The sequence below is a fragment of the Serratia sp. 201 genome, from assembly GCF_037027545.1.
GTDB classification, from domain to species: Bacteria; Pseudomonadota; Gammaproteobacteria; order Enterobacterales; family Enterobacteriaceae; genus Serratia; species Serratia bockelmannii.
Genome location: NZ_JAXCHC010000004.1, coordinates 417,961 through 437,448, shown reverse-complemented (window position 1 = coordinate 437,448; position 19,488 = coordinate 417,961). Strand labels below are relative to the sequence as shown.

The following is a 19,488-nucleotide window of genomic DNA, read 5'->3' as shown; positions in this document are numbered from 1 at the left end:
GTTCTCGCGCGGTTACTTGCCGATACGCGCGTGCATTTCCTGCACCGAAGTCACCTGCTCGGTCGGATCCGCTTTCAGCGCCATCGCGGTGGCAAAGCCGCCGTTCAGCGTGGTGTCGTAGTGCACCTTGTACTGCAGGGCGCTGCGGCGAATCAGCTTGGAGTCCTCAATCGCCTGGCGGCCTGCCGTGGTGTTGACGATGTAGGTGTACTCGCCGTTCTTGATACGGTCTTGAATGTGCGGACGCCCTTCGTGCACCTTGTTGACCAGGCGCGGGTTGATGCCCGCTTCGCCCAGCACCACCGCGGTGCCGTGGGTGGCATCCAACTCGAAGCCCTGCTTCAGCAGGCTGGCGGCCAAATCGACCACGCGGGCTTTATCGCCTTCGCGCACCGACAGCAGCGCGCGGCCCTGCTTCTTCATGCCCGAGTTGCTGCCCAGCATCGCTTTGGAGAAGGCTTCCGCGAAGGTGCGGCCTACGCCCATCACTTCCCCGGTAGAGCGCATTTCCGGCCCCAGAATCGGGTCGACGCCCGGGAATTTGTTGAACGGCAGCACCACTTCTTTCACCGAGTAGTACGGCGGGATAATTTCTTCGGTCACGCCCTGCTCAACCAGCGTTTTGCCCGCCATCACGCGCGCGGCCACTTTGGCCAGCGGCACGCCGGTCGCTTTGGACACGAACGGCACGGTACGCGCGGCGCGCGGGTTGACTTCAATCAGGTAGACTTCGTTGTCTTTCACCGCGAACTGCACGTTCATCAGGCCGCGCACCTGCAGCTCGAACGCCAGTTTTTCCACCTGACGACGCATCACGTCCTGAATTTCCTGGCTCAGGGTGTACGCCGGCAGCGAACACGCGGAGTCGCCGGAGTGCACGCCCGCCTGCTCGATGTGCTCCATGATGCCGCCAATCAGCACGCGCTCGCCGTCGCAGATAGCATCGACGTCCACTTCCACCGCGTCGTCCAGGAAGCGGTCCAGCAACACCGGTGCATCGTTGGACACGCTGACCGCGGTCTGGAAGTAGCGGCGCAGGTCGATTTCGTCATAGACGATTTCCATCGCCCGACCGCCCAGCACGTAGGAAGGACGCACCACCAGCGGATAGCCGATGCCCGCCGCCTTCTCTACCGCCTGCTCGATGGCGGTGACGGTGGCGTTGGCCGGCTGCTTCAGGCCCAGGCGGTTGACCGCCTGCTGGAAGCGCTCGCGGTCTTCGGCACGGTCGATGGCATCCGGGCTGGTACCGATGATCGGCACGCCTGCAGCTTCCAGCTCGCGCGCCAGCTTCAGCGGGGTCTGGCCGCCGTACTGCACGATAACGCCTTTCGGCTTCTCGATACGCACGATTTCCAGCACGTCTTCCAGCGTTACCGGCTCAAAGTACAGGCGGTCGGAGGTGTCGTAGTCGGTAGAGACGGTTTCCGGGTTGCAGTTGACCATGATGGTCTCGTAACCGTCTTCGCGCAGCGCCAGCGAGGCGTGCACGCAGCAGTAGTCGAACTCGATGCCCTGGCCGATACGGTTCGGCCCGCCGCCCAGCACCATCACTTTCGGCCGGTCGTTGGTCGGGTTGGACTCGCACTCTTCTTCATAGGTGGAGTACATGTAGGCGGTGTCGGTGGCGAATTCCGCCGCGCAGGTATCCACGCGCTTGTACACCGGATGCAGACCGTGGCTGTGACGCAGCTTGCGAATTTCGCTCTCGGCGACACCGGCTAGCTTGGCCAGACGCGCATCGGCGAAGCCCTTGCGCTTCAACGTGCGCAGGAAGTCTTTGTCCAGGCCATTGATGCCCGCTTCGGCTACCTGCTCTTCCAGGCGCACCAGCTCTTCAATCTGCACCAGGAACCAGCGATCGACGTTGGTCAGGTTGAAGACGCCGTCGACCGACAGACCGGCGCGGAAGGCGTCGGCGATGTACCAGATGCGGTCGGAACCGGCGTCTTTCAGCTCGCGGCGGATTTTGGTCAGCGCTTCCGGATCGTCCAGGCTCACTTTCGGATCGAAGCCGGTGGCGCCCACTTCCAGACCGCGCAGCGCTTTCTGCAGCGACTCCTGCTGAGTGCGGCCGATGGCCATCACTTCGCCGACCGACTTCATCTGGGTAGTCAGGCGATCGTTGGCGCCGGCGAACTTCTCGAAGTTGAAGCGCGGGATCTTGGTCACGACGTAGTCGATGGACGGCTCGAACGACGCCGGAGTGCGGCCGCCGGTGATGTCGTTCATCAGCTCATCGAGGGTATAGCCCACCGCCAGTTTGGCGGCGATCTTGGCGATCGGGAAGCCAGTGGCTTTCGACGCCAGCGCCGAAGAGCGCGACACGCGCGGGTTCATCTCGATGACGATCAGGCGGCCGGTTTTCGGGTTAACCGAGAACTGCACGTTGGAGCCGCCGGTTTCAACGCCGATCTCACGCAGCACCGCCATCGAGGCGTTGCGCATGATTTGGTATTCCTTGTCGGTCAGGGTCTGGGCCGGCGCAACGGTGATCGAGTCGCCGGTGTGGATGCCCATGGCGTCGAAGTTTTCGATGGAGCAAACGATGATGCAGTTGTCGTTCTTATCACGCACCACTTCCATCTCGTACTCTTTCCAACCGATCAGCGATTCGTCGATCAGCAGCTCGTTGGTCGGCGACAGGTCCAGACCGCGTTCGCAGATCTCTTCGAACTCTTCGCGGTTGTAGGCGATGCCGCCGCCGGTGCCGCCCATAGTAAAGGAAGGACGGATAATGCACGGGAAGCCGACGTCAGCGGCTACCGCCAGCGCTTCTTCCATGGTGTGCGCGATGCCGGAACGCGCGGTATCCAAACCGATTTTCTTCATCGCCACGTCGAAACGGCGGCGGTCTTCGGCCTTGTCGATGGCATCGGCGGTCGCGCCGATCATGGTGACGCCGAACTCGGCCAGCACGCCCTGACGCTCCAGCTCCAGCGCGCAGTTCAGCGCCGTCTGGCCGCCCATGGTCGGCAGCACCGCATCCGGGCGCTCTTTTTCAATGATCTTGCGCACCACTTCCCAGTGGATCGGCTCAATGTAGGTCGCGTCGGCCATCTCCGGGTCGGTCATGATGGTCGCCGGGTTGGAGTTGACCAGAATGACGCGGTAGCCCTCTTCGCGCAGCGCTTTACACGCCTGGGCGCCCGAGTAGTCGAACTCACACGCCTGGCCGATAACGATCGGACCCGCGCCGAGGATCAGGATGCTTTTTATGTCTGTACGTTTTGGCATTTTTTACTGCTCCTGATTATTTGGCGTTAGAACGGTAAGTCTCAATCAGTTCGATAAAGTGATCGAACAGCGGCGCGGCGTCGTGCGGGCCTGGGCTGGCTTCCGGGTGCCCCTGGAAGCTGAACGCCGCCTTGTCGGTGCGGTGAATGCCCTGCACCGTGTGGTCGAACAGCGATTTGTGCGTCACGCGCAGATTCGCCGGCAGGTTGTTTTCATCTACCGCAAAGCCGTGGTTCTGCGCGGTGATCATCACCGTGTTGTTGTCCAGATCCTTCACCGGGTGGTTGCCGCCGTGGTGGCCGAGCTTCATCTTCATGGTTTTCGCCCCGCTGGCCAGCGCCAGCAGCTGGTGGCCCAGGCAGATGCCGAACACCGGAATGTCGGTTTCCAGGAACTGTTTGATGGCGGCGATGGCGTAGTCGCACGGCTCCGGGTCGCCCGGGCCGTTGGACAGGAAGATGCCGTCCGGATTCATTTTCAGCACTTCGTCGGCTGGGGTCTGCGCCGGCACCACGGTCAGGCGGCAGCCGCGATCCACCAGCATGCGCAAGATGTTGCGCTTGGCGCCGTAGTCGTAAGCCACCACGTGGAACGGCAGTTCCGCGGCGGTTTTGGCTTCCGGCAGATCGCCTTCAAGCGTCCAGCTGCCTTGCTGCCAGCTGTAGGCCTCTTGAGTGGTGACCTCTTTCGCCAAATCCATGCCCTTCAACCCCGGGAAGCCTTGCGCCTTGGCCAGGGCCAGCGCGGCGTCCGGCGAATCGGCGGCAACGATGCAGCCGTTCTGGGCACCTTTTTCGCGCAGCAGGCGGGTCAATTTACGGGTATCGATATCGGCGATCGCCACGATGTTGTGACGCTTGAGGTAGTCGGACAGGCTTTCTTCACTGCGGTAGTTGCTGGCGATCAGCGGGAGGTCACGAATGACGAGGCCTTGGGCGTGTACTGCGGAGGATTCTTCGTCGGAAGCATTGGTGCCGACATTGCCGATATGAGGATAAGTAAGAGTAACGATCTGGCGGGAATAGGAAGGATCAGTGAGGATTTCTTGATAACCGGTCATCGACGTATTGAAGACCACTTCCCCCACTGCCGTTCCCTCTGCCCCGATGGCCCGACCGTGGAATTGGGTTCCGTCTTCCAGAACCAATAGCGCTGACTTTATCAAAACATCCTCCGAGGAATAATCAATCACAATATTTGCATATTAATTCAGATATCGCGATCTAAATCAATGCAAAAACCGTCCGCGAGGCCAATTTTTGGCAAATTGGGCGCATTTTAATGATGAGTGCCTGGCTTGTCTACCCAAACTGCCATTTTTTGTTTTATTTTTGCAGTTCTCGGCGCTCATGCGGCGTGAGCGGCGATAAAAACACAGAAAACCGGGGCTAGGAAACGGTTGCGGGGAAGAATGACGGAAAACGCGGCCAGAATGGGACGAAAAAGACGCTAAAAAAACTGTCAGCGGAAAAAACGGAGGTAATCAGCAGGATAAACACACAAAAACAACCACTTCAATGACAAAGTCAACAAAACATAATATTTATCATGTTAAAAAAAAGGACAACAAAATTATTGCCCTATTATCATATCATTATGATCAACACAACCACATCACGATGGTATTCAATTTAGTTATATCTGGTCCAAACTTAGCACATCGCGCATATCAAACAGGCCTTTATCCCGGTTATGCAACCAGGAAGCCGCGCGCACCGCGCCGCTGGCAAAAGTCATACGGCTTGAGGCCTTATGGGTGATTTCCACCCGTTCACCGATGTCGGCGAACATCGCGGTGTGCTCGCCGACGATGTCGCCGGCGCGAATGGTGGCAAAGCCGATGCTTTTCGGATCGCGTTCGCCGGTATGGCCTTCGCGCGCATAGACCGCACAGCTTTTCAGATCGCGCCCCAGCGCGCCGGCGATCGCTTCGCCCATGGCCAACGCCGTGCCCGACGGCGCATCCACTTTGTGGCGATGGTGCGCCTCAACGATTTCGATATCGGTATAGTCGCCCATCACCTGCGCGGCCTTCTCAAGCAGTTTCAGCACCAGGTTGACGCCGACGCTGAAGTTGGCGGCGAACACGATGCCGATATGCTGCGCCGCATCGCGGATCGCCTGCTTGCCGGCGTCATCAAAGCCGGTGGTACCAATCACCATCGCCTTATGGTGCGCCATGCAAAATTCCAGGTAGCCCAGGGTGCTTTCAGGGCGGGTGAAGTCGATCAGAATGTCGAACTCGCTCGCCACGTTATCCAGACTGTCGCTCACCTTGACGCCCAGCGCGCCGATGCCCGCCAGCTCGCCGGCGTCGACGCCGATCAGGCTTGAACCCGGGCGCGACAGCGCCGCTCCCAACACCACGCCTTCCGCCTGCTGCACCGCCTGGATCAACTGACGGCCCATCCGGCCGCCGGCGCCCGCAATCGCAATGCGGATTTGTGAATCACTCATGCTTGCTCTCTTCTTGTTTTGACGCCTATCCCATTAGGCTATCGATTCAGGGTAACCGTCCCACTTCAGCGTCGCCAGAGGATTCATTTCATAATTAGAAAATTATGATATTCCCCCGCTTTCATCAGCGGCGCTGTCGTGAGATTAACATTCAACCGATTTGGCGGCCTGCGACGATTGTACATAATCATGCAGTTTCCATGGCAAGAAAATGCAGAAAAAAGGCGCCGAAAACGGCGCCTGGGGAAAGGAACACTGCGAGGTCAGGCGGTAATGGCGGCCACTTCGTTGGCGATCGCCGTGAGCGCATCGTGGCGGGCATAGTCCTCACGCACCAGCGCTGCGCGTTGCCGATAGATCGGCTGCTGCAGAATACGCGACGCCGCCGCCAGGATCTGTTCTGCGCTCGGCGTGCTGGTGTGCAGACTGATGCCGCAGCCGGCGGCCACCACGCGCGCGGCAGCCTCCAGCTTGTCCTCGCCGGTGCCGGCGACAATCAGCGGCACGCCGCTGTCCAGCGCATAGTTGATCGAGCCGTAACCGCCGTTGGTGATCAGCAGCGCCGCCTGCGGTAACCAGTGTTCGAAGGAGATGAACGCCCGCACTCGGGCGTTGTCCGGCAACGCGTCCATCAGCCCTTCGGTCGCTCGCCCGCCGGTGGTGGCCAACACCCGCACCGGCAGATGCGCCAGCGCCTGCAGCGTCGGCACGATCAGCTGATGCAGATCGACATTGGCCAGCGTGCCCTGAGACACGATCACCAGCGGCCGACGATCGTCCTCCTCCCACAGCGCCTCTTCCGCGGCCGGTTGACCACCGCTGCGCAGCGGCCCGACGAAGCGCACACCGCTCGGCAGGTCGTCGCGCTCATATTCCAGCGCCGTGGTGGCCAACTGCAGGAAACGCTCGCAGCCGCCGATCAGCGCATCGGTAAACGGGCGATTCAGCGGCCGCCCGCCCGCTTGCACCAGCGCGGCATCAAAGCTTTGCTGCACCTCATCAAGCAACACCCGCGTCGCTTCATCCACCAATTGCTCGCGGGTCAGCGCCCGCGGCAGCAGCGCCGGCGGGATGCGCGGGCCATAGAAAATGGCGTCGCGCGAAGAATACGACAGCGGCGTGACGCCGATCCCGAAGACCGGCGGCCGTTCGGCGGACTGCAGCAGCGGCAGCACGCCGTAGAAGCAGTTCTCCACCATCAGCAGATCGGTCTTTTCGGCGGCGATGGCCGCACGCAGCTGACGATCCAACAGTGGGATCGGCGCGGCGAAGAAATCTTTCAGCGCCAGCGCCATCTGCGCATTGCCCGGCGGCAGCGCGGCGCGCTCGGGGAAATGCTCCTCCAGGTGGCGATAGTCGAAATCCACCTGCGCGTCGAACGGCACGAAGCTCGCCCCAGCCGCTTCGGCGCGTTCGCGGAACAGCGCGCCGGTCATCACCCGCACCTGATGCCCTTGGGCAACCAGGTGGCGAGCGATGGCCAACATCGGGTAGACGTGCCCCGGAGTGGCGACCGCCGCCATCAGTATCCTTGCCATAATGCTCCTTTACGCTTCTGCGTTGGCCGGCTTCAGCGCCAGATTGGCGCACACCGGGTTGCTCTGAATATGCACGCGCTGCAAATGACGCGCGGAACGAGCGGTAAAGCCCTCACGGCCGTGCAGCAGCGAGAAGTTGTCCGCCACCACCACGTCGCCCTGTTGCCACTGATGGGCATAATAGTGACGCGGATCGTACAGGTGCTGCTGCAGAGTGTGATGGAACTGTTCCTGCTGTTGTTCCGGCACGCCGTGATATTCCAGCGCATGCTGGTTGAGGAATTTTTTCCCCTCCGTCGGCGGTTCATTGTAGCGCATGATCAAGCCCCTGCCGTTCGGGTGCTGCACCACCAACGGCGAACAGACTTCTCCGCCGTAATGCACCACCTGCTTGATGCGGTAGGTGATCGACACCGACAGCCACTGATCCAGCAACGTTTCGTCCGCATTGGCCAGCAGCCGCGTGGTATCGACGAAGGTAGTGCACCCGCCTTCGTCCTGCGACGGCGCCGCCACGCAGTGGAACAGCTGGAACTCGGGGATGGTCGGCTTATACATACCATCCCAATGCAGCGGGACGTAGCTGCTGTCGAAAATATGATCCTTGGCGTCAGGATGTTCCTTCACGTCCAGCACCGCGCCGAACGGCCACATCATGATCTCGCCCCACTGCTCGGCGTAGCGCGTCAGAACCTCCCCATCGCTGAAACCGGAGTCGAATCCGCGCAGCACCAGCAAGTGGTGCTCCTGCGCCAGCGCTCGCAGCGCCGCCACCGGTAGCTCGCCGATCTTTTGCCCCGGATGCTGCGGCGTCAGGATCGCGCCGAACGGGGTATTCGGTTGGATATGGCAATTAAGCGGTTGGTTGTTCATCAGTATTCTCCTTGCATCGAATGTGCTGCTCACACGGCAACGTGCCGTCAAAAACGCGCCCGTCAGGATTTCGGGCGCAAAAGCATGCAGCGGCCTCAGGCCATCTGCGGTTGTTCGATCAGGTAATGGCTCGGCGTGCCGCGGATCTCTACCAGCTCGCCGTCCAGGCTCTGCGCGTCTTTACGTTTCATCAGCACGAACTGGCCGTTCACGTTGGCTGCCACGCCGTGCCACGGCGTCAGCCAGTCGTCTTTGGTCGGCATCATGTGGATACCCATTTTCAGACTGTCGACCGGCTGCGGGTGAATCGACAGACGGATCGCCGCCGGGAAGTGCTGCGCCAGCAGATTGCCCCAGGCCCAGCTGCGCTGGATCACGCCGCAAGCGCGCTGTTTGGCGTCTTTCTGCAGCGCGGCGTTGGAACCGCTGTAGCCCGGCAGTTGGCTGTCTTCATACAGGAAGCGCGTGATGGCTCGGTACAGCAAGAGGCCCTGTTCGTCCTGCATCAGTTGCTGTTTGATCGCCTCTTCCGATTCGGCATAGCCCTCCACCAACAATCGGCGCAGCAGATCATAATCATCGGTATGCTCCGCCAGGCCTTTGACATCGCCGAGGTTGAACACGCTCAGGTATGTCGCGCCCACTTCATGCAGCAGGCTTTCAATCTCGCGCTGATAGTGGTTGATCGCGTCGTCGCTGACGCGGATCAGATCGCCGAACACGTGACCGTCGGAGCAGATAACGATATGCGCCCCCGGCGGGTAATAGAGCTGAATGCGCTGGCACAGCGAGTTGAGGAAGATCAGCGACAGCCGCTCCGCCATGTCCGGCACCGCACCGATCACCTTGTTGGTGTTGGGCGACTTGGTCGGGAAGGCCGGTAGCACGAATTCGATACGTTGCTCGTTTTCGATGAATGCCCGAATGCGCGGCAATTGCACCTGAGTGACCCGCCGTTCTTCTTCGGCGATCGAGGTGTCGTCGCCGGGGAAACGGCGGCGGTATTGCAATAATTCACGTAGGATCTTTAACGATATTTCTTCTTTCTGAGCGCTGTCCACAATGAGCTCCTGTTGCGATGTGGCGCGGGTGTATTATTGATAAGCGCAATAAGATTTATCAAAAAGAGAAAAAATCTCTGCAAAATAATAATCAGCCCGGCGTTTATATGCTTCAGGCAATATAGAAGAGATGGTGCTATATTATTAGCCCGTATAATTCACAATCTTGGTTAAGTTGTGCTTAACAAACTATGAGCAATATTTTAAAACGCATGGCCATTTTCTCAAAAGTGGTCGATTGCGGCGCATTCAGCATGGCGGCAAAAGAATTGGGCATGACGACCTCCGCCGTCAGCCAACATATTCGCCAGCTGGAGGAACATCTGGGCATTCAATTACTGTTGCGATCGACGCGTTCATTGAGTCTGACCGAAGCAGGATTGTGTTTTTATGAAGATTGCCTGCTGATGATCCACGCAGCCGAACGTGGCCAACAACGGATCGCCGCGCTGCGTGGCGAGCTGGTCGGTGAACTGCGTGTCGCCACCTCCACTGAATTCGCCACCCACTATCTGGTGCCGGCGCTGCAAAGCTTCCTCGATGAACACCCGCAGCTTACGCTGCGACTGGAAATCCACGATGAGAAGATAGACCTCATCACGCAACGCATCGATCTGGCGATACGTGGCGGCGTGCTGGCCGACTCCAGCTACGTTTCCACGCGGCTGGCGCGCTGCCGTGAAGTGTTATGCGCCTCACCGGCCTACCTGGCACACCACGGCGTGCCGGATTCACCGCAGGCGCTGAGCCATCACCACTGGGTCACCTTTACACCGCTCGGCAACCCGCAGTTTGTCCGTCTTATCCATCGCGACGGCGGCGAACACCGCATGCGTATGACGGGGCGTTTGTTCACCAACAGCGGTATGGCGATGAAGGAGTTGGCGCTGACCGGCAAGGGTATCATTCGCAATTTCTTCGCCAACGTTGAACGTGAATTGCGCAGCGGTGAGCTGATTGAAATATTACCTGATTGGCGGTTACCGGAAATTAATTGCTATGCCATTATGCCGCGCAGGGAGATCCAGCCATTAAAAGTCAGACGGTTGCTGGAACATATGAAACTCTATTTGCAGGAGAAGGGATTAACAGCCGTAGAACATATTCGACAGGAATAAAATAAGAAACATCTGCAACGTCCATTATTGTAATTATTGTAATCACTTTGCCAACACCGGGCCTCATTTAGATTGCAGCCTAATGATATTCTGATTAACGACTTTTCGCCAGCCTTTATAATTAATTACATCGACGTTATTTCAAATACTCAGAATAAATTTGACTTTAGTTAGCAGAAAATTTGAATATGCATGGCATGTTATTTTTAACGCGGCACGATTCCAAAAAAAACGGGAAGCCTAAGCTCCCCGCTGTCATCCGCCGGCGCATGTCAGTCAATCTGACGAACGTCCACCCGCAGCTCTTTAGGCACTTCAAACACGATGTTCTCTTCACGCCCGCTGATTTCATGCACGTCCAGGCCGCCCAGCGCTTTCAGGCGAGAGATCACCTCCTGCACCAGCACGTCCGGTGCCGAGGCGCCGGCGGTAACGCCGATATTGCGCGCTTCGCTCAGCCAGCTCTCCTGAATATCCGCCGCCGAATCGATCAGATAAGCCGGTTTGCCCACGCGCTGCGCCAGTTCAGCCAGACGGTTAGAGTTGGAAGAGTTCTTTGACCCCACCACCAGCACCACATCCGCATCGCCGGCCAGGTTACGCACCGCTTCCTGACGGTTAGTGGTGGCGTAGCAAATGTCATCCTTACGCGGACCGATAATACTCGGGAAGCGCTGACGCAGCGCGTCAATCACGTCCGAGGTATCATCAACCGACAGCGTGGTCTGCGTCATGAAGCACAGATTGCTTTCGTCTTTCACCTGCAGCTTCCACACGTCTTCCGGCGATTCGACCAGGTACATGCCGCCCTTCGGGTTGCTGTACTGGCCCATGGTGCCTTCCACCTCCGGATGACCGGCATGGCCAATCAGAATCGCTTCGGTGCCGCGGCGGCTGGCGCGCGCCACTTCCATATGCACCTTGGTCACCAATGGGCAAGTGGCATCGAACAACATGGTCAGATCGCGCGCCTTGGCTTCGGCGCGTACCGCCTGAGACACGCCGTGCGCCGAGAAGATCAGGATAGAACCGTCCGGCACTTCGGCGATCTCTTCGATAAACACGGCGCCCCGCTCACGCAGGCTGTCAACCACGTAGCGGTTGTGCACCACTTCATGCCGTACGTAGATCGGCGCGCCATACAGCTCCAGCGCACGTTCCACGATGCTGATCGCACGATCAACCCCGGCGCAGAAGCCACGCGGGTTAGCCAGCAATATTTGCATGCGTCTCCTCCTGCTGCGGATCGATCTCCAGCACTTCAATGTCGAAGGTCACCGGATGGCCCGCCAGCGGATGGTTGAAATCGACGGTGATTGAATCCTCCGCCACCGCGCGCACCACGCCCGGCATTTCGCTGCCGTCGATGGCGGTAAACAGCATAATGGTACCCACGTCCGGCACGCCGGTTTCCGCGAAGTCGCGGCGCGAGAAGAACTGGACCAGATCCGGGTTCTCCGCGCCGAACGCCGCTTCCGGCTGCAGGGTAAAGGCACACTTGTCGCCCGCTCGCAGGCCGAGCAGCTGCGCTTCCAGCGGCGCCGACAGGCTGCCGTCACCCAGACGGAACAGCGCCGGTTTGCCGCTGCTGCGGGTAGATTCGGCGGTCGAACCGTCTTCCAGTTTCAGCGTAAAGTGAACCAGCACCGCGCTGTCACTGATAATCTGAGCCGTCATGTTACTCACCTTTACTCTTTGCGCCTTTGTTCGCCGGCGACAGGAAACCTTCCAGCACGATCATCGCCGCACCCACGCAGATAAAGCTGTCCGCCAGATTGAAGGTCGGGTAGTGCCAGTCACCGACGTAGAAGTCGATGAAATCGACCACAAAACCGTGCCACAGGCGATCAAACAGGTTGCCCAACGCCCCGCCGATGATGAAGGCGTAGGCGATGTTGTTCAGCTTCTGCTGCGCCGCGCTGCGGTACATCATCACCAGCAGCACCGCGACGATGGCGATGGCGATGCCGGCGAAGAACCAGCGCTGCCAACCGCCGTGATCGGCCAGGAAGCTGAACGCAGCGCCGTAGTTGCGCGCGTAAAACAGGTTGAACGACGGGATCAACGGCTGGGACTGGCCCAGCGTAAAGTTAGCGAGGATCCACTGCTTGCTGCCGAAATCCAGCGCCAGCACCGCCACTACAACCCACAGCCAACGCAGGCCGGTCGAACAAATTGGTTTACTCATCAGGCGCGAGTTCTCAGGCAAAGTTACGCTTCTCGCCGTCACCGGCGACGTTGCTCACACAGCGGCCGCAGATGTCTGCGTGCTCCGCCACCAGACCGATATCGGTGGTGTAATGCCAGCAGCGCGGGCACTTCTCACCCGGCGCCGTGCTGAAGGCGATCTTCAGCCCTTTCAGCAGCTCGGAGGCCTGCGCGTCGGCCGGCGCATCCGCCAATGGCGCAACGCTTGCCGCAGAGGTCAGCAGCACGAAGCGCAGCTCATCCTGCAGGCTGTTCAGGCGAGCCGCTAGCTCGCTGTCGGCATACAGCGTCACCGCCGCTTCCAGCGAACCGCCGAGGCGTTTGTCGGCACGCGCCTGCTCCAGCACCTTGTTCACTTCGCCGCGCACTTTCAGCAGCTCAGCCCAGAAAGCGTCGTTCATCGGCTCGCCTTCCGCCAACCCGAACAGGCCGTCGTACCACTCTTCGGTGAACACGTACTGCGCGCGTTTGCCCGGCATGAAACCCCAGATCTCGTCTGCGGTGAACGACATGATCGGCGCCATCCAGCGCACCAGCGCTTCCACGATGTGATACAGCGCGGTCTGGCAGCTGCGGCGGGCGACGCTGTCGCTCTTGGCGGTGTACTGGCGATCCTTGATGATATCCAGGTAGAAGGAGCCCATCTCGACCGAACAGAACTGCATCAGACGCTGCACCACTTCATGGAAATCGTAGTTGGCGTAAGCCTGTTCGATATCCTGCTGCGCCGCCAGCGCGCGGCCGACCGCCCAGCGATCCAGCACCACCATGTCTTCAGGCGCCACGCAGTCGGTGCTCGGCTCGAACCCGTTCAGGTTGGCCAGCAGGAAGCGCGCGGTGTTGCGGATGCGGCGGTAAGAGTCGGCGGAACGCTTGAGGATCTCGTCGGATACCGCGATCTCGCCGGTGTAATCGGTCGACGCCACCCACAGACGCAGAATGTCGCCGCCGAGCTTGTTCATCACGTCCTGCGGGCTGACGGTGTTGCCGATCGACTTGGACATCTTGCGGCCCTGGCCGTCGACGGTGAAGCCGTGAGTCAGCACTTCCTTGTAAGGCGCCTTGCCCTTCATCGCGGTGGAGATCATCAGCGATGACATGAACCAGCCGCGGTGTTGGTCGGAGCCTTCCAGATACATGTCGGCGCCGTGGCCGTTGAATTCAGGGCGCACATCGACAACAGAGGCGTGGGTAGAACCGGAATCGAACCACACGTCCAGCGTATCCGGCACTTTCACGTAGTCGGTGGCTTCCGCGCCGAGGATGTCGGCCGCGTCCAGATCCCACCAGGCCTGAATGCCGTCTTGCTCGACGCGCTTGGCCACTTCTTCCATCAGCTCAACGGTGCGTGGGTGCAGTTGCTCGGTCTCTTTGTGCACGAACAGCGACATCGGTACGCCCCAGGTGCGCTGACGCGAGATGCACCAGTCAGGGCGGTTGGCCACCATCATTTCGATGCGCGCCTGGCCCCAATCCGGGATCCACTGCACGCCCTTGATCTCTTCCAGCGACTGCTGACGCAGGCCTTTCTGATCCATGCTGATGAACCATTGCGGCGTGGCGCGGAAGATGATTGGCGTCTTGTGGCGCCAACAGCACGGATAGCTGTGCAGGAACTTCTCGACGTGCAGCAACGCGCCTTTGTCACGCAGCAGATCGACGATCAGATCGTTAGCCTTGAAAACAAACTTGCCGTCCAGTAGCGGGTAGGTGCCGGTCAGGTAGCAGCCGTTCGGCCCTACCGGGTTGGCCACTTCCAGGCCGTATTTCTGGCCGATCACGAAGTCGTCCGGGCCGTGGCCTGGCGCGGTGTGCACCGCACCGGTACCGGCGTCCAGCGTCACGTGCTCGCCGAGGATCGCCGGCACGTCGAAGTCCATGAACGGGTGTTTGAAGCGCAGCAGCTCCAGATCGGCGCCTTTGCAGCTGCCCAGCACCGTCCACTCGGTGATGCCGGCGCGTTTCATCACGCTTTCCACCAGTTCGGCCGCCAGGATCAGGCACTGGCCGTCAACCTGCACCAGTTGATAGGTGAAGTCCGGATGCAGCGAGATCGCACGGTTGGCTGGCAGGGTCCACGGGGTGGTGGTCCAGATAACCAGCGAGATGGCGCCGTTGAAGTGGCTCACGCCAAACTTGGCCGCCACGGCAGCCGCGTCGGCCGCATGGAAGGTCACGTCGATAGACGGCGAAGTCTTGTCGTAGTACTCCACTTCCGCTTCCGCCAGCGATGAGCCGCAGTCGGTGCACCAGTGAACCGGCTTGGCGCCTTTCAGCAGGTGGCCGTTGCTGATGATCTTGCCCAGCGCGCGGATAATGTTGGCTTCGGTTTTGAAATCCATGGTCAGGTAGGGACGATCCCAGTCGCCCAGCACGCCCAGGCGGATGAAGTCCTTCTTCTGACCTTCAACCTGCTCGGCCGCGTACTCGCGGCACTTCTGGCGGAACTCGGCCGCCGTCAGCTTCTCGCCCGGTTTGCCGTACAGCTGTTCCACCTTCAGTTCGATCGGCAGGCCGTGGCAATCCCAACCCGGCACATAAGGCGAGTCGAAGCCGGCCATCCCTTTCGACTTGATGATAATGTCTTTGAGAATCTTGTTAACCGAGTGACCAATGTGAATGCTGCCGTTCGCATACGGAGGGCCGTCATGCAAAATGAAGGTTTTTTTGCCCTTTTTGGCAGTACGAATAATCCCGTACAGATCCTGTTCATACCAACGTTGCAGCATGCCAGGTTCGCGCTTGGCGAGATCGCCGCGCATCGGGAACCCTGTTTCCGGCAAGTTCAGGGTATTCTTGTAGTCACTCATTAGATTCTCGGTTCCGTTTTCGGCTATAGAGATTAAACCGGTGTCTGTAGCCCGAAGAACTTCCGGGCCGTCACCACATCATTGGCGATTTGCTGCTTCAGGGCATCGAGAGAAGCAAACCGTTGTTCATTGCGCAATTTTGCGCGGAGCACCACCTCAATATGGCGCCCGTAAAGATCCATTGTGACATCCAGCAGATGCACTTCCAGCTGCTGGCGCACGCCGGCGACGGTCGGACGCGTGCCGATGTTGGCCACGCCTGGCAGCGGCTGCGGCCCCAGGCCGTATACCTCCACCGCATACACCCCTTTCACCGGCGCCACCAGGCGCTTGAGCGGCAGGTTGGCGGTCGGGAAGCCGATGGTGCGGCCCAGCTCATCGCCGTGCACCACGCGCCCGGAGATGCTGTACGGGTGGCCCAGCAGGGTCTCTGCCAGCGGCAGATCGTCCTCGCTCAGCGCGGTGCGGATCGCGGTGCTGCTGATGCGCCGATCGCCTTCGCGGAAGGTCGGGGTACTGACCACGTCGAAGCCGTACTCTTTTCCGGCCTGCTGCAATAGCGGAAAATCGCCCTGACGCCCGGCGCCAAAGCGAAAATCATCCCCCACCATCAGGAATTTGACGCCCAGTTTTTCCACCAGCAGCTCGGCGACGAACGCCTGCGCGGTGTTGGCGGCGAAACGCGGATCGAACTTGACGCACAGCAGGTAATCGACGCCCGCCTGCGCCAGGTAGTTGGCCTTGTCGCGCAGGCGCGTCAAACGGGCCGGCGCCTTGTCTGCGGCGAACATCTCCAGCGGCTGCGGCTCAAAGATCATGACCATCACCGGCAGCCCGAGGCGTTGCCCTTGTTGCTTCAACTGCTCCAGCAACGCCTGATGACCGCGATGCACGCCGTCGAAGTTGCCGATGGTGAGCACGCAACCATGGTGGCGCGCCCGGATATTGTGAATGCCGCGAATTAGCTCCATAGCTGGCTCAAAACAGTGGAAATCGGCGGATTATACCTTGTACAGCCGGTAAGGTTAACCCGCGATTGGTGCCTTTATGTAATAGACATACCATACCGGAGATAATCTGCGCGTGAAACGGCTTCACCGCAGTTTATCCCGCGCCGCCGGGCCGATTCTCGACCGCGGCCAACGGCTTGCGCCCGCCGCGGCAAATCATTGGCGAATTTTCTCGCGAAACACTGTATTCCCAAGAGCGAAGCTGGTAAAATCCTGCGCCATCACAACGTAGCGAGTGCCGCCTGTACAAACGGCGCTTATTTGCACAAATCCATTGACAAACGAAGGCTAAAAGGGCATATTCCTCGGCCTTTGAATTGTCCTCAATAGAATATATTTGGGAGTTGGACCTTGGCTAATATCAAATCAGCTAAGAAACGCGCCGTACAGTCTGAGAAACGCCGCAAGCATAACGCAAGCCGTCGCTCAATGGTGCGTACCTTCATCAAGAAGGTAGACGCAGCTATCGCAGCTGGCGACAAAGAAGCAGCACAAAATGCATTCCTGGTAATGCAGCCACTGGTGGACCGTCAGGCAGCTAAAGGCCTGATCCACAAAAACAAAGCAGCGCGTCATAAGTCAAACCTGACTGCACGCATCAACGCAATGCAGTAAGCATTTCGTTATCTGCTTGATAAAAAAACCGGCTCAGGCCGGTTTTTTTACGCCCTGCGTTCAGTGAACCGCTAGCAGGAAAACAGCGCCGAGAAGTCTTTGTTGCAGACGCGCTGCACCGCCGGATGCTGGATCATGCGCTCGGCGAAGATGATGTAATACTCCTCCTGCACGCTGTCTATACGTCCAATCTCCACCACGTTATCATCGTTGTAGGTATCCTGCGCATACAGCGTCGGCGCCACGAAGATCGCGTTGTGATACATGCCGAAAGCCTTCATCAGCGCCGCATCGTCGAACTCGCCCAGAATCTCCACCTGGATGCCCTGCGTATTGAACCAGTTGAGCAGTTTGCGCCCCAGCATCGAACGGCGGCCGGGGATCAGCAACTTACGCTGCTCCAGGCAGGCCGGGAACGGCAACTCCGGCGCCGGCTGGCGACAGAAGAAGCTGATGCCGCACTCGCCCAGCTTCAGCGAGAACAGCCCTTCCTGCTGGCTGGAGTCCACCGGGCAATCCGACAGGATCATATCCAGCTTGTGCTGGCTGAGCTGCTCCAGCAGCATCTCGTGCGTCGATTCAAAACAACGCAGGTGGATCTGTTCGTTGTCCACCACCACCGCCGTTTCCAACACCTGGCTGACCAGGCGCTTCGACAGCGCGTCCGCCACGCCGACGTCGAACAGCAGATTCGACTCTTTGCGATAGTTGACGATATCCAGCATTTCCTGGCTGAGCATAAACATCTTGTCAGCATAGCGGAACACCAACTGCCCCAGCTCCGAAGGCACCAACCCGCGCCCCTGGCGTTTGAACAGCTTGCCGTCCAACCGCTCTTCCAGCGCCTTGATCTGGCCGGTGATGGTCTGCGGCGTCAGAAACAACGCTTCAGCGGCGCCGACCACGGAACCGGCCTTGCAGACCTGCCAGAAATAGTAAAGGTGATTAAAGTTGATATGCGACATCCTCACGAGCGGCTCTCCTTAACAACGTTTCGCAGCGGCAAACGGTGTGCCGTGACGAGCGACAAACTTCCTTTCCCTGCTTCAGACAACGTATAGCCCCATTAGTCCCAACGAAGAACGGCCGAAGCTGCACATATTTTATACCGTACAGCTCCGACCAGCCATTTTATTATGTGCCCTTACCGGGCACATTCAGGATTAACGTACGCGCGGCAACGCCAGACGCAGCAATCCATACCCTACCACCGCCGCAGCCGTCGAGCCCAACAGGATCCCCAGACGGGAATAGGTGCTGAGCGCCATATCCGCCTCGCCGAACGCCAGCGAGGCGATAAAAATCGACATGGTGAAACCAATACCGCAAAGCACCGAAACGGCAAATACCTGTTTGAAGCCGATGCCTTCAGGCAAACGGGCGATGCCCATTTTTACCGCCAGCAGGCTGAAGAGGAAAATCCCCAGCGGCTTACCGATAAACAAGCCAGCCGCAATCCCGACCGGCAGCAGCGACGTCAATCCTTCCAGCGATACGCCCTGCAAAGAGACCCCGGCGTTAGCGAAAGCGAACAGCGGCAGGATCATAAACGCGACCCACGGGTGCAGCTCATGCTCCAGCGTTTCCGATGGCGATGGCCCCTTCTTGACGTTCAGCGGGATCATAAAGCCGACGATCACCCCGGCCAACGTCGCGTGCACCCCGGACTTGAGGATCGCCACCCACAACACCAGGCCAACCATCATATACAGCGAGGTTTTTCCCACGCCACGCCAGTTCATCACCGCCAGCAGCACCGTCGCCGCCGCTGCCACGCCCAGCGCCACCATCGACACTTCGTGGGTGTAGAACAGCGCGATGATGATAATCACGCCCAGGTCATCGATGATCGCCAACGCCAGCAGGAATACTTTCAGGCTGGTCGGCACGCGGTTGCCCAGCAGCGCCATTACGCCCAGCGCGAAGGCGATATCGGTCGCGGCCGGGATTGCCCACCCCTGGCGAGTAACTTCATCCGCGCCGTTGAATAACAGGTAAATCAGCGCCGGCGCCAGCATGCCGCCCAGTGCGGCGATCGCCGGAAACACCGCCTTGTCACGCCCGGACAGCGAGCCTTGCATCAGCTCGCGCTTGACCTCGAGCCCCACCACCAGGAAGAAGATGGCCATCAGGCCGTCGTTGATCCACAGCAGCAGCGGCTTGGCGATCTCCAGCGAAGCAATTTTCACCATCACCGGCAGGTTAAGAAATGCCTGATAGATCCCCTGCGCCGGGCTGTTGGCCATGATCAGGGCGACGATCGCCGCCGCGATCAGAATGATGCCGCCCGCGGCTTCCTGACGTAAAAATTGACGAATGATGTTGGTCACAGTACGTCTCTCCAAATCTGTGCAGGACGTAGCGCCCTGCGAACCACAGTCATGAAGTGAGTATAGAGGGCGTTTTAGTTCGAAAAAATAAGTTTATAAATGCTAAATAACTCGAAAAAACCGATCAAAAGCACGAGTAAATCACATTATTCTTAGGGAATGAGCGTTGTAGCACGCAAATAAAAACCCCGGGCAAATGCCCGGGGTTCTAACATAAACCAACAGAAACAG

Annotated in this window: 15 protein-coding genes; 2 read left to right on the top strand and 13 right to left on the bottom strand. The window is 59.2% G+C overall.

The features are described 5' to 3' along the window. Positions 1-12: 12 nt before the first annotated feature. The 6 genes from carB to pvcA form a co-directional block, all read right to left on the bottom strand. Positions 13-3,237 carry a carbamoyl-phosphate synthase large subunit gene (gene carB / locus WA302_RS20840; protein WP_142590890.1) on the bottom strand — a complete coding sequence of 1,075 codons (3,225 nt, stop codon included), beginning with the start codon at positions 3,235-3,237 and terminating at the stop codon, positions 13-15. Positions 3,238-3,253: 16 nt separating this feature from the next. After that, a complete protein-coding gene (gene carA, locus WA302_RS20835) occupies positions 3,254-4,402 on the bottom strand; it encodes a glutamine-hydrolyzing carbamoyl-phosphate synthase small subunit (protein ID WP_071826157.1) in 1,149 nt (382 codons plus the stop codon). A gap of 470 nt (positions 4,403-4,872) precedes the next feature. Then, positions 4,873-5,694 (bottom strand): 4-hydroxy-tetrahydrodipicolinate reductase, encoded by an 822-nt coding sequence (gene dapB, locus WA302_RS20830; RefSeq protein ID WP_043135993.1) that lies wholly within the window; start codon positions 5,692-5,694, stop codon positions 4,873-4,875. Positions 5,695-5,957: 263 nt separating this feature from the next. Then, complete coding sequence (locus WA302_RS20825; protein ID WP_025301530.1) at positions 5,958-7,217, bottom strand: glycosyltransferase; 1,260 nt, start codon at positions 7,215-7,217, stop codon at positions 5,958-5,960. Positions 7,218-7,241: 24 nt separating this feature from the next. Next, on the bottom strand, positions 7,242-8,105 hold the full coding sequence (locus tag WA302_RS20820) for a TauD/TfdA dioxygenase family protein (protein ID WP_025301529.1): 864 nt from the start codon (positions 8,103-8,105) through the stop codon (positions 7,242-7,244). A gap of 95 nt (positions 8,106-8,200) precedes the next feature. Then, positions 8,201-9,166 carry an L-tyrosine isonitrile synthase gene (gene pvcA / locus WA302_RS20815; RefSeq protein WP_025301528.1) on the bottom strand — a complete coding sequence of 322 codons (966 nt, stop codon included), beginning with the start codon at positions 9,164-9,166 and terminating at the stop codon, positions 8,201-8,203. A 191-nt stretch (positions 9,167-9,357) separates the two neighbouring features. On the opposite strand from pvcA, the gene WA302_RS20810 reads away from it, so the two are divergent. Beyond that, positions 9,358-10,284 carry a LysR family transcriptional regulator gene (locus tag WA302_RS20810; RefSeq protein ID WP_025301527.1) on the top strand — a complete coding sequence of 309 codons (927 nt, stop codon included), beginning with the start codon at positions 9,358-9,360 and terminating at the stop codon, positions 10,282-10,284. A gap of 272 nt (positions 10,285-10,556) precedes the next feature. On the opposite strand, the gene ispH is transcribed toward WA302_RS20810, so the two are convergent. Genes ispH through ribF form a run of 5 tightly spaced genes read right to left on the bottom strand, consistent with a single transcriptional unit; the run spans position 10,557 to position 16,273 of the window. Beyond that, positions 10,557-11,510: a 4-hydroxy-3-methylbut-2-enyl diphosphate reductase gene (gene ispH / locus WA302_RS20805; protein ID WP_025301526.1), complete on the bottom strand. Its 954-nt coding sequence runs from the start codon at positions 11,508-11,510 to the stop codon at positions 10,557-10,559. Further along, positions 11,491-11,961: an FKBP-type peptidyl-prolyl cis-trans isomerase gene (fkpB, locus tag WA302_RS20800; protein ID WP_038628869.1), complete on the bottom strand. Its 471-nt coding sequence runs from the start codon at positions 11,959-11,961 to the stop codon at positions 11,491-11,493. Before fkpB ends, ispH begins: the two co-directional genes overlap by 20 nt. Before the next feature lies 1 nt (position 11,962). Further along, positions 11,963-12,472 (bottom strand): signal peptidase II, encoded by a 510-nt coding sequence (gene lspA, locus WA302_RS20795; protein WP_025301524.1) that lies wholly within the window; start codon positions 12,470-12,472, stop codon positions 11,963-11,965. 13 nt (positions 12,473-12,485) lie between these two features. Next, positions 12,486-15,302, bottom strand: a complete 2,817-nt coding sequence (gene ileS, locus WA302_RS20790; protein ID WP_025301523.1) for an isoleucine--tRNA ligase — start codon at positions 15,300-15,302, stop codon at positions 12,486-12,488. 32 nt (positions 15,303-15,334) lie between these two features. Then, on the bottom strand, positions 15,335-16,273 hold the full coding sequence (gene ribF, locus WA302_RS20785; protein WP_049207243.1) for a bifunctional riboflavin kinase/FAD synthetase: 939 nt from the start codon (positions 16,271-16,273) through the stop codon (positions 15,335-15,337). 390 nt (positions 16,274-16,663) lie between these two features. On the opposite strand from ribF, the gene rpsT reads away from it, so the two are divergent. Further along, positions 16,664-16,927 (top strand): 30S ribosomal protein S20, encoded by a 264-nt coding sequence (gene rpsT, locus WA302_RS20780; protein ID WP_004932960.1) that lies wholly within the window; start codon positions 16,664-16,666, stop codon positions 16,925-16,927. 71 nt (positions 16,928-16,998) lie between these two features. Here the strand turns inward: rpsT and nhaR are convergent, their stop codons facing one another. Together nhaR and nhaA are read right to left on the bottom strand one after the other, a co-directional pair. Next, positions 16,999-17,898 (bottom strand): transcriptional activator NhaR, encoded by a 900-nt coding sequence (gene nhaR / locus WA302_RS20775; protein WP_004932962.1) that lies wholly within the window; start codon positions 17,896-17,898, stop codon positions 16,999-17,001. A gap of 192 nt (positions 17,899-18,090) precedes the next feature. After that, complete coding sequence (gene nhaA / locus WA302_RS20770) at positions 18,091-19,257, bottom strand: Na+/H+ antiporter NhaA (protein ID WP_025301521.1); 1,167 nt, start codon at positions 19,255-19,257, stop codon at positions 18,091-18,093. Positions 19,258-19,488: the final 231 nt, after the last annotated feature.

Bases quoted from the DNA above. Each gene is read 5' to 3' on its own strand.
- WA302_RS20825 (WP_025301530.1), bottom strand. From the start codon at position 7,217: ATGGCGGCGGTCGCCACTCCGGGGCACGTCTACCCGATGTTGGCCATC.
- WA302_RS20820 (WP_025301529.1), bottom strand. From the start codon at position 8,105: ATGAACAACCAACCGCTTAATTGCCATATCCAACCGAATACCCCGTTC.
- carB (WP_142590890.1), bottom strand. From the start codon at position 3,237: ATGCCAAAACGTACAGACATAAAAAGCATCCTGATCCTCGGCGCGGGT.
- ileS (WP_025301523.1), bottom strand. From the start codon at position 15,302: ATGAGTGACTACAAGAATACCCTGAACTTGCCGGAAACAGGGTTCCCG.
- dapB (WP_043135993.1), bottom strand. From the start codon at position 5,694: ATGAGTGATTCACAAATCCGCATTGCGATTGCGGGCGCCGGCGGCCGG.
- ribF (WP_049207243.1), bottom strand. From the start codon at position 16,273: ATGGAGCTAATTCGCGGCATTCACAATATCCGGGCGCGCCACCATGGT.
- WA302_RS20810 (WP_025301527.1), top strand. From the start codon at position 9,358: ATGAGCAATATTTTAAAACGCATGGCCATTTTCTCAAAAGTGGTCGAT.
- ispH (WP_025301526.1), bottom strand. From the start codon at position 11,510: ATGCAAATATTGCTGGCTAACCCGCGTGGCTTCTGCGCCGGGGTTGAT.
- lspA (WP_025301524.1), bottom strand. From the start codon at position 12,472: ATGAGTAAACCAATTTGTTCGACCGGCCTGCGTTGGCTGTGGGTTGTA.
- fkpB (WP_038628869.1), bottom strand. From the start codon at position 11,961: ATGACGGCTCAGATTATCAGTGACAGCGCGGTGCTGGTTCACTTTACG.